Here is a 10775-nt window from a genome sequence, read left to right as displayed (position 1 = left end):
CTCTCCAATAATCAGTGAAAAGTGAACATAGTGGAAGTGTTTAAACGACTATGGAAAATGTCAATGCTATTTGCTCTGGCATTTTGGGCTCTCCTTGCTGAAGCTGACCTCTTTGGTTCGTCTCCCACAGCTGAAGTAATTAGTCCAAGTAAAATGGATGTCGAAGTGAATGATTCACTTAGGCAGTTATCGTTTAGTGAGTATGAAAGGGGAATTAAACGAAATGAACTTAATATCCTTGAAGTCGTGCATCAAGCGGTGGGTTGGCACCCCCTAATTGCAGAAGCAATAGGTAGTCTTTACCAGCAGAGGCAGGGCGTCCGTTCCGCAAGGTCAGGATATTTCCCGCAGTTGAGTGCTGGTGTCGTGGCTGGGCATGATTCTGAATATAAGCGTGAAGGTGATGGTCACGCATTTCAGATGAATGTTTCACAGATGGTTTATGACTTTGGCAAAGTATCCAGTAGCGTTTCTGTTGCCCAAGCTGGGGTGCAAAGATCGCAAGCTGAAGTTCTCCAATCTATTGATGAAGTTGCAAGGAGAACTGCAAAAGCTGCGATTGAAGTTCAACGTTACCAGTCACTTCTAATTACTTCTGATGCACAAGTTCAAGGTGTATCTGCTATTGCCAGACTTGTGCAAATTCGAAAAGAACGAGGGGTGAGTTCTCGTTCAGATGTTTTACAAGCTCAGTCTAGAGTAGATGCTGCGCAGGCCTCCAAGCAACAGGTTGAAGCCCTGTTGCGTCGGTGGCGTAGCACGCTACAAAAATTAACAGGCTTTCAGTCCCCTTTTCGAGTTGCTATGTATGTTCCGGAAGATGTCGCCCAAGCTTGTGACGTTGAATCGTTTAATCTGTCCTCTGTTCCAGAGGTTCTGGTTGCCGAAGCAGATAGAGCTGAGGCAGAAGCGAAACTAAAGTTGGCGAAAGCAAACACTTGGCCGACATTCACTTTGGACGGTAATGTAAATCAATATTTGGATCAAAACTATGTAGATGCCAACGCCCTCAATGAAAATGAAAAAGCCATCTTCCTAAATGTTTCCATGCCTATATACCAAGGCGGAAAAATATCTGCTGGTCGAGAAGGCGCTAATTATGCCTTACAGTCAGCGGATGCTGCTCGGGATTCAGCTCAGCTGTCAGCAACCCAAAAGTATCGGGAGGCACAAGAGGAGGCAGAAGGGTTAATGCGAAGTTTGGGGGCGCTTAGTGCCAGGGAAAGTGCAATTGCAGAAACAAGGGATCTGTATAAGCAGCAATACTCCACCTTGGGAACAAGAACTTTAATTGATTTGCTAAATTCAGAGCAGGAATTACACCTTGCTCGTCTGGAAAAAAATAATACGATTTTTGATTTGCATTTATTAAAAATTGACTGCTTACATAGTCGTGGCGGTATGCGTGAAGCCTTCAAGCTAGAAGGTATTCAAATTCAGGGCGTGGAGGTGTTGCCTTGAATAATAACCAAATTGAAAGTACTAATGATGGTGAGGGTTCATCTTTAGATACCTCCAATATGGCATCTGACTTTGATCCATGGTGTGAGGCAATTATTGCCATTGCACGACATTATCGTATCGACTGTTCGGCTGAGAGAGTACGAATAGCGGGAAATTGGGGGGGCTGTGATTCGGTAGAAGGTGTTATTCGTCAGATGTCGCGGCAAGCAGGCCTAACGGTTAAATTTTGCCCATTCACAGAGTCTGCGATTAATTCTTGGAGATTGCCTGTTGTAGCACAAACGATAGATGGACAGTTGATTGTCATCGATTCTGTATCCAAGCAAGAGCAACTGAGTGTTACCTACTGTGGCGATAAAGGCCTAAAAACGAGTGTGCCTCTGTGTGAGTTGAAGAGTCAAATTTTAAGTTTGGCAATATTCCGGCCTAGGCGTACAGCGACTGATTCTAGAATTGATGAGTACATTAAGCCCCACGATAAACATTGGTTTCGACGTATTATATTACGGGACTTAAAACCCTACTTTCATGTGATGATTGCTACTACAATCGCTAATTCATTGGCGTTAGCAGGCATCATTTTTTCCAAGCAAGTCTATGATCGAGTAATCCCCGCCGAGTCATTGCCAACACTTTATGTCCTTTTTAGTGGTGTTGTAGTTGCCATTGTTTTTGACTTCATTATGAGAACCATGCGGGTCAGGGTAACGGATCTGTTGGGAAAACGTGCGGATATTCGTATGTCAGATTTAGTTTTTGGCCATGCTATTCGGGTCAAAGATCAGGCAAGGCCAAAGTCTACAGGGACCTTTATTTCACAAATTAGAGATCTTGAAAGAATAAGAGAGTTGTTTACATCCTCGACAATACTGGCACTCGCGGACCTTCCATTTTTTATACTTTTTCTGTTTGTTATGTGGTGGATTGCAGGAAGCCTGGCATTAATTCCTTTGGTAGCAGTCTTCCTACTGATAATTCCTGGTTTGCTACTTCAGCCAAAATTGGCAACTCTCTCCAAAGAATCAATCAGAGAGGGTGCTCTGCGCAATGCCATGCTAATTGAGACAGTGCAGGGACTTGAAGATATAAAAGCCATGCAGGCAGAGCAGAGATTTCAGGGGCAGTGGAATCACTTCAATGCCATTACCGCCGAATCCAGTCTTAAATTGCGGTATTTGGTAGGGTTGTTACTGAGTTGGACTCACAATGTTCAATCATCGGTTTTTGCTGTTGTTGTTCTTTTTGGGGCGCCGATGGTAATGGAAGGGGGTATGACGACCGGTGCTTTGGTAGCGGCCTCGATTCTGGGCTCCAGAATGATGGCGCCAATGGCAAATATAACCCAAGTTCTTAGTCGGTGGCAGCAGGCTAGGTTTGCGATGCAGGGTATTGATCAAATTATGCAGCTGCCGGTTGATAATCCTGAAAATGAAAAAAAAGTACAAAAATCAGTTATCCAGGGCAATTATCACTTTCAGCAAACGGTATATAACTACGGAGATAGTGCTGCTGAACCGGCACTGATTATTTCCGACCTAAAAATACATCAAGGTGAGCGAATTGCGATCCTGGGCAGAAATGGGTCAGGGAAGTCAACCTTTTTACATGCTTTATCGGGATACATTGAGCCTGCCAGGGGGCAGTTGCGGCTTGATGATGTGAGCCTTGCCCACATAGATCCTGCTGATGTCAGGCGTGATGTTTCCCTGCTTAGTCAGAAAACAGGCCTTTTCCATGGCACTATTTATGAAAACCTGGTGCTAGGCGCCCCGTATGCCAGTGATGAGGAAATTATGTGGGCGCTTGATATGACAGGCGCCAAGGCTTTTGTTAACAAGCTTCCAAAAGGGTTGGGTTGCTTGATCCAGGAAGGAGGGTTTGGACTCTCTGGAGGACAAAAGCAATCTCTACTTCTAGCCCGCCTGCTTCTACGCCAACCAAATGTTCTTTTGTTAGATGAGCCAACGTCAGCCCTGGATGAAGCTACTGAGAAGCGGTTTATTCATGCTCTTTCACAGTGGAGTGCTGAGCGGACAGTTGTAGTCGCTACTCATAGAACAAGTATTCTAAATTTTGTGGATCGCGTAATAGTTTTAGATAGCGGCAGAGTTGCTTTAGATGAGCCCAAAGATAAGGCGATTTCCATATTGTCACGACAAAAAGGCAAAGATACCCAACAGGGTGAGAAGGTTTCATAGACAAATTTTGGCGAGGTAGCCATGTCAAACGCAGATGGTCACGATTTGCTATTACACCCTCGGCGAGAACCAAAACGCGTTGCCCTACTAGATATAGACTCACAAAATGACGAAAAGCAGTATGGCGATGATGTTGATGATGCATCTCTGGTTCGTTCTGGAAGAATTGTTTGGGTGTTTTTCCTACTTCTCGCAACGTCAGTGACTTGGTCATATCTCGCTAAAGTGGATGAAGTGTCATCGGGTAGTGGAAAAGTAGTGCCAACTTCACGTTCACAAATTATTCAGTCTTTGGAGGGGGGCATACTTGCTGATTTAAAAGTATCTGAGGGAGATATTGTCGAGAAAGGAGAGGTGTTAGCACAACTGGATCCAACAAAGCTTCGCTCAAATGTAGATGAAATTTCAGCAAGATATAGAGCTGCTCTTGCAAGCGTTTCCCGCCTAAGTGCCGAAGTAAATGGAATACCAATAAAATTCCCGGAAGAACTTTCAGAGTTCACCGAACTTATTGCTACAGAAAAGAAGTTATTTGATATAAGACAGCGAGGTCTGGCGGAATCCCTTCGTGGTTCAAAAGAAACATTAGAGTTGGTTAGCAAGGAGCTAACTATCACAACTTCTTTACTTGATTCCGGGGCGGCTAGTAGTGTCGATGTGTTGCGTCTGCAACGACAGAAGTCAGAGCTGGAAACCAAAATTCTGGAAATCAAGTCCGATTATATGGTCAAGGCTCGAGAAGAGCTTGCCAATGTTAGAGCAGAAGTTGAGTCACTTTCTTCCGTAAAAGAGGGGCGGTCTGACTCCTTGACCCGGTTGACTCATCGATCTCCTGTGAGGGGTATCGTTAAGGCTATTGAAGTTACGACAATAGGCGGAGTTGTGCCACCCAATGGAAAATTAATGGAGATAGTTCCTCTGGACGATCAGCTCTTAATTGAGGCAAAAATATCACCTAGAGATGTGGCATTTATCCGTCCTGGGCAGGCTGCCAAGGTAAAAATAACAGCTTATGAGTATGCAGTATATGGAGGCTTAGATGGTGAGGTTACGACTATATCTCCAGATACAATACAAGATGAATTTACACCAGGGGAGTATTATTATCGGGTTTTTATCCTAACTGAAAAAGATTCCTTGATAAATAAAGTTGGAAAGAAATTCCCAATTGTGCCAGGGATGATTGCTACGGTGGATATCAAAACAGGATCAAAAACCATCTTTGATTATCTGTTAAAGCCGATTAACAGAGCAGGTGAAGCTTTACGAGAGAGATAGCGGTGGGAATTGATGCTTGGTAGCAAAATCGCGTTTTCGGTGTTTTGTATTTTTCTCGGCCTTTTTGGTTTTTGGTGCGGTGCAGCAGCTGATAGCAAGAAGGTTACCTTGTCCGCAGAAGTTACTATTGAAAATCACTCTGAGCGTGATGTCATAGGGTATATTCACAGATTGTCGATGCCAGTTGAAACTGGATTGCAGCAGTCATTAAAAGAGATAAGATACGATTACCCTGAAAATTTTGTTATCAAAGATCATAAGAAGGGAGATTCCAAGTATTTAGAGGTAAGACTAGACATACCTGCAGGAAAGGTCGTCAAGCGAAAATTTCATTTTGACCTTTTGTTGAGTTCTTATGATTATGCCAAAATTTCTCGAGGTCGTGAGCCTTATCCGGCTAAACAATATCTTCAGCCAGCAAAATATATTGAATCAGATGCTTTGGCAATAAAAAAATTGTCCTTGGAAATTCAGAATACGTTTTCTGATGAAGAGGGGCGATTGCGAGCTGCATTTCTCTTACCTCAAGCTGTTATCGAATATAAAATCCAATCGACAAAAGGCGCACTTGCGGCACTCGAGTCAAGAAAGGGCGATTGTACAGAGTATGCAGCTCTCTTTGTTGCTTTGGCCCGTTCAATGGGCTATCCAGCAAGGGTCACTTCTGAGTTTCTTTTTACTAAAAGAAAGCAATTTAAACAACCCAATCATCATGCTGCTGAAGTCTACATGAATGGACGCTGGATGCCGGTAGACCCTAATTTAGCTCAAGAGTCTCGATTTGGATATGGATTTGGTAGAGGACAGCTCAGTAAAATTACCCTTACCCGCGATTTTACTTGGGTGTGGTCCAATTTGTGGCCTAAAGAATTTAGGGGAAATGTAGACCAAACAAAGGTCGCTATTGAGTGGAGCTTACAATAGCGACTACTTGTTCTGATATATTTTGTAGACTGAATTTTATTCTGTTTCCAAAGTCTGCCCGGTTTTTTGGAGTTTATCTAGCAGTGCAGGAATAGAGCCAAAATCTGAATCCCGCCTTGAGCCTTTTAAAAGGATAAGGTCTGAATCCTGACAAAAGTCTGTTAGATAACTTACCAAGGCGGGAGCTTCGGAAAAGTGAGGGCCTAATAATTCATCAGGCAGCACCTTGCGAAGATACTCCATCTCCTCGCCATGGGTTATTACCCAATTTACCTTGCTTTGAATAAGGGGGCCAGCAAGGCTCTCATGAAGCTCCTTGGCTTTTTCGCCTAAATGAACGATTCGGCCTAGAACGGCAATCTTTCTTCCTTTATCTTGAGTTTCAGTTTGTGCAAATACGGAAAAAGCATTAAGCATTGAGCTGACAGTAGCATTCCAACTATCATCGATCAGACTAATGGATTTCCCATGCACTTTTATACGGGTGCGCTGTAGGTGGCTGTCATCTAACTGTAGTTCTTGTAGTTTTAATGCCGCTGCATCGATATCTCTGCCCAAGGCATAGACTGCGCAAATGGAGGCTACAGCATTGTGTAGCATACCGATACTTGGAGCAGGAACGCGAAGTTCCAATTCCCGCTTAGGAAATTTCAGTTGGACCCAGCTACCAGATTCATCGGTACGTACTCCCAGAATACGAACTTCAGCATTAGGACTTTCCCCAAAGATGATGATTCGCTTTGCATGTTTCTTGGCTTTCTTCAATACATAGTCAAAGCACTTTAGATGCTCTCCAGCAATAGCGATAGCGGAGCCAGTAAGACCATCATAAATTCGCGACTTCCAACGAGCAGTATCTTCGACACATTTTACGTGGTGACTAGTTTGAGACATTCCAATTTCGGTTATTAAGGCAATAGTGGGTTTTACTTGATGTGTAATAGGGCCACGTTTCATCCATAGGGCACTTTGAGCAACTTCTATAACTGCGACTTCATGATCTTGATTCAGGCTAGCCATCATCGACGGCGCACCTACGCGAGAGTTATAGTTCCCCATGCTGGAAAGTATTTTTTCTCTTGTTCCCAGCATTTGGGTAATCATCTTGAGTGTTGTTGACTTTCCCGCAGTGCCAGTAATTGCTATTACATCACCAGTAAATCGCTCCCTTGCCGCTAAACCTAATTCGACAATGACTTTGATTGGGTCTTTTACCTGGAGTACAGGGAGATCTTTTGGAAGTCCAGCAACGGGTTTGGATACAATTACTCCGGCAATTTGATCGGCAAAAGAAGGGAGTTTCTGGTGGAAATCCCAAAATTTGGTTGGCTTTTTTGAGCTTTGTTCATGGTAAGCTCGATCAAGATTAGTGTGTGCAACGAATAGAATCGGGTCGAGAGACTCCTCTATAAAACTGCTCCCTGAGATTACACTTCGGACAAACCATCCCTTTGGGGGAGGGACCAACCATCTGCCACCTGCAATTGCATTAATTTGTTCTTCGTTCCAAGTTTGACCTGGATGATGTTGATAAATAACCGATGGGAACTCGGTCATATAATTGGGGACTCTGGGACGTGTGGAGGGCTTCTTCCCCAGTAGATTCAGTTGGGTAATCATTCCCCCTACGAGTATGGGTTTAATCTGGGTGGTGTTTGAAATTAGGCCTACGGCTAAATGTAAATGTACAGGTTGAAGTTCATTCTTTGCTGGTGCTCTTATTCCATACAGGTCTCGGTAGATTACCCCTGGCTGCCATTTTGTGGTGGGTACCTGCCAATCACAGGGATCATGGTCCATCGATTTTCCCCAATAAGGCATAGATGTTTCCTTAATGGGGATAGCTCGAAAGTCCAGGCGAAAATCTTCCTGTACTTTCTCGTCAGTAGTCCAGAAGGATTCTACCCACAGCATCTGGCGAGTTTTTATTTCACGGGGATAAAACCTGACACCTAATAATTTAAGCGGTCCGCATTCAAGCGGAGGGATCTGCGCATCCAGGGGTACTTGATCTACTGTCCAGTTTGGACTCAATGGACGCTGCTGCTTAATCGGGTCCCGTTTGTAATGGGTTTTAAAGAGATGTGGTAATTTACGGTATTGTCTATCCGGAGGCGAAAGCAAAATGGTTCCGCTACCATCTGAATTCGGTACTAGGTTTGTTCCCAGAGCTGAACAGAATTTGGAAAATCGTTGGGTAAGCTCTTTTGCGCTATCTCCACTCAACTGCTTGCTAAAGCCAAATCCGACACCTACAGGTACAAAGACAACCTTTTCTACTCCTTTTTCACTTAAGTAAAGCCGAAAGACTCCACTATCTGCCAAGCTTCGCCGAACTGCATCAAATAATAGATCCCCGGCGTCATGGATGATTGGCCGATTCTTATAGACTTCAATACCTTGTAGGTTATGCGCACTGGTACCCAGAATACCATCTGCCCCTGCATCGATAATGGCATGACCAATAGCGATTTCGTCTTCGCTGGGTTCGGGTTCTCTGTTGCCTCCCCAGTGAACAGCGACAAGTACTATATGAGCTTTCTCTCGCGCGGCCTCAATTCGAGGCTTCAAATTGTCGAACCAGAGACTGGGCATGGTTAGTGGCAAGTGTGCACATCCGGGAGTATTTGGACCTGCTGCAAATCGGGGTTGTGTAGCATCAAGAGAAAAAATGGCTATATTAAGTCGGCCTGCCGGGCGATATACTGGGGCCAGAGCTTCTTCGATATTGATGCCTGAGCCTGTGTGCCCGATACCGGTTTCGTTGAGCCAATACTGCTGTTCCATTAACGCAGCAGTGCCATAGTCTCCACTGTGATTATTTGCAGTGACAACAACATCAATACCGGCTTCCATTAATACCGAAAGCATTTCGGGCCGGGCTCGGTAATAGTATGGGGACGATTCGCCTTTACTGATCCCTTGCTCACCCTCAGTTCCGACGACACACTCTAAGTTAACGACGCTTATATCTGCGTTTTTTAGGGCAATGACTGTGCCGAGTACTTTTTCGGTGCCAAATTGGGCCGTACGGTAATGCTGCCTCCGGGCTAAGTTAACATCTCCTCCCCAAGCGAGCACTGGTAGTGACTTGTGGGAGCCGGCAGTTGGCTCGACGGTCATTTCTTGGTATGCCTCCTCAATATCCTCGGGTGCATTTTTGGGCGTAAGCAGGTACTTTCGATAAGCGACAAAACCAGATAGATAGTGCTCGACATCATCAATACGGATTCTGAAGGCATGGTGCCGGATAAAGAAGCTTCCCAATATACGTTTGGGATTCTTGAAATACATGGCGAATTCAGGCCAGAAATACCCATTTAGAAGGTACATCGCACGCTTATGTAGTGCTCTGTAAAAGAGTTTTAGGTCTACCTGGTCAAGTAAATATTGGAACTCGGGCTCTTTGCCCAAGCGAGTTACCATCTTTTCAGCTGCCATCATCAATTCAAGCAGAGTAGGGAATGTGGTTATCCTATTCTCCACAAAATCCAAATAGCTGGCGAAGTTTCGAATACCGAACTGGTAGTACTTCTCTTCGGGGCGATAAAGGGTTAATTCATTAACGCAGTAGCTTAACCAATGATCGTGGGCGCGCCAGTGATTGGCTTGAATGAAATAATCAAATGCCTTTTCAACCAAATTTAGCCAGCGTGAATCTTTAGTAAAGCCATAGAGGCGCATCAAGCCAAAGGCAGCTTCACCGTCGTAATAGATGACCCTATGTTTATCTTTAACTTGAAGATCTGGAAATTCAAGAACATGGGAGAACTGCCCGGTGATTGAGTCCTGCATATACTCTATCCCAAGTGCTAATTGCTCCATCAGTTTGGAATACTTGTCGGTTTTCGTTGCCTCAGAGTACTTTACCAGGGCTAACAGTGATACTGCGTTGCCACCTAGTTTTATTTCATTATTTGCCTCTACCAAAAAAGCTCCCTCAGCGCCTGAGGGGAGGGTGGCGGTCTGAATTAGCTCTGTTGTAAGGTGTTCCAGTGATCGATGTATGGAGCTCATTAGAGCTTTGTCGCCAGTAACCTCCCAGGCTTCAATCATCGAATAAGTACTACTGGCATGTCGTAAGTTGTTATAGGTATCGATCTTCCGGTCGAAACAGGCGTGCCAACCATAGTGGAAGGAGCCATTCTTTTTGACTTGAGAGCTTAAGTAGTTACTGCTGTTTCTAATCAATTCAGAGACAGTATTAGTATCTAATTTTTCTATGACACGTCGGCCGGCATCTAAACCGGGTCCGTAGAGGCAAACGGGCTGACGTTTGGATTCACAGAAAACTCCCTGAGTTGAAAGCAGAAGCACAGTCTTTTCTTCTGAAAAATCCAGCTCGGTATTTATACCGAATCTTTGCTTAGCGTAGGCAAGAAAATTGTTCTCATTAATAATGACATGATCAATCTGATTTCCGCCATAGAGCATGGCATTAGCATTTAGCTCTTGCTCCAGGAATGCTATTTCGCAGTCCATATCAAGTGCGAGGCCATAGCGGAAATACGACCTCTTGGTGTCTTTAAGGATTTCTTCCAGGCCTGCAAATGTCATTGTGCTTTTTTGGGTGACCCAATCGACACGTAACCAACAGGGTTCCATCTTGTGCGACTTTGCTGCCCTTTGGGTTGTCTTTGCTAAGGCTTGCCAGGCTTCCGAAATATCCGCCGCCGTTTTATGCTTCACGATGGCGCGATGCTTGGCATCACTAATTGAAAAAAACAAGGTATAGGGGGGGCGTTGCTTACCCAGTGCCTGCTCAACCTGAGCACGCACTTGAACGAGCATGTTGGATAGGGACATGTCGCGACTTATCTCTCTATTAAAAAAGCGTGGCAGTATTTTTTCTGCTGGTCGGCTCGGGTGCTTTTCCTGAACGAGTATAGACGGGGGGGAAGATTCTGCTTT

5 protein-coding genes are annotated in these 10775 nt (G+C 44.6%); 4 read left to right on the top strand and 1 reads right to left on the bottom strand.

The window, feature by feature from the left end; all coding sequences use genetic code 11:
* The first annotated feature begins 30 nt into the window (after positions 1 to 30).
* The 4 genes from ACJJI3_RS10190 to ACJJI3_RS10175 are packed head-to-tail and all read left to right on the top strand — an operon-like array spanning position 31 to position 5864.
* Positions 31 to 1461, top strand: a complete 1431-nt coding sequence (locus ACJJI3_RS10190; protein WP_444942345.1) for a TolC family outer membrane protein — start codon at positions 31 to 33, stop codon at positions 1459 to 1461.
* Positions 1458 to 3662, top strand: a complete 2205-nt coding sequence (locus ACJJI3_RS10185) for a type I secretion system permease/ATPase (protein ID WP_444942344.1) — start codon at positions 1458 to 1460, stop codon at positions 3660 to 3662. Before ACJJI3_RS10190 ends, ACJJI3_RS10185 begins: the two co-directional genes overlap by 4 nt.
* 21 nt (positions 3663 to 3683) lie before the next feature.
* Positions 3684 to 4940 (top strand): HlyD family type I secretion periplasmic adaptor subunit, encoded by a 1257-nt coding sequence (locus ACJJI3_RS10180; protein WP_444942343.1) that lies wholly within the window; start codon positions 3684 to 3686, stop codon positions 4938 to 4940.
* Between the two features lie 12 nt (positions 4941 to 4952).
* Positions 4953 to 5864, top strand: a complete 912-nt coding sequence (locus ACJJI3_RS10175) for a transglutaminase-like domain-containing protein (protein WP_444942342.1) — start codon at positions 4953 to 4955, stop codon at positions 5862 to 5864.
* A 36-nt stretch (positions 5865 to 5900) separates the two neighbouring features.
* Here ACJJI3_RS10175 and ACJJI3_RS10170 read toward each other — a convergent pair whose 3' ends face one another.
* Positions 5901 to 10670, bottom strand: coding sequence for a CapA family protein (locus tag ACJJI3_RS10170; RefSeq protein WP_444942341.1), 4770 nt, complete (start codon positions 10668 to 10670; stop codon positions 5901 to 5903).
* Between the last annotated feature and the right edge of the window lie 105 nt (positions 10671 to 10775).

Source organism: Microbulbifer maximicatervae (SeqCode) (genome assembly GCF_052466985.1).
This window is presented reverse-complemented; position numbering and strand designations above follow the sequence as displayed.

Bases quoted from the DNA above. Each gene is read 5' to 3' on its own strand.
- ACJJI3_RS10180 (WP_444942343.1), top strand. From the start codon at position 3,684: ATGTCAAACGCAGATGGTCACGATTTGCTATTACACCCTCGGCGAGAA.
- ACJJI3_RS10175 (WP_444942342.1), top strand. From the start codon at position 4,953: ATGCTTGGTAGCAAAATCGCGTTTTCGGTGTTTTGTATTTTTCTCGGC.
- ACJJI3_RS10170 (WP_444942341.1), bottom strand. From the start codon at position 10,670: ATGTCCCTATCCAACATGCTCGTTCAAGTGCGTGCTCAGGTTGAGCAG.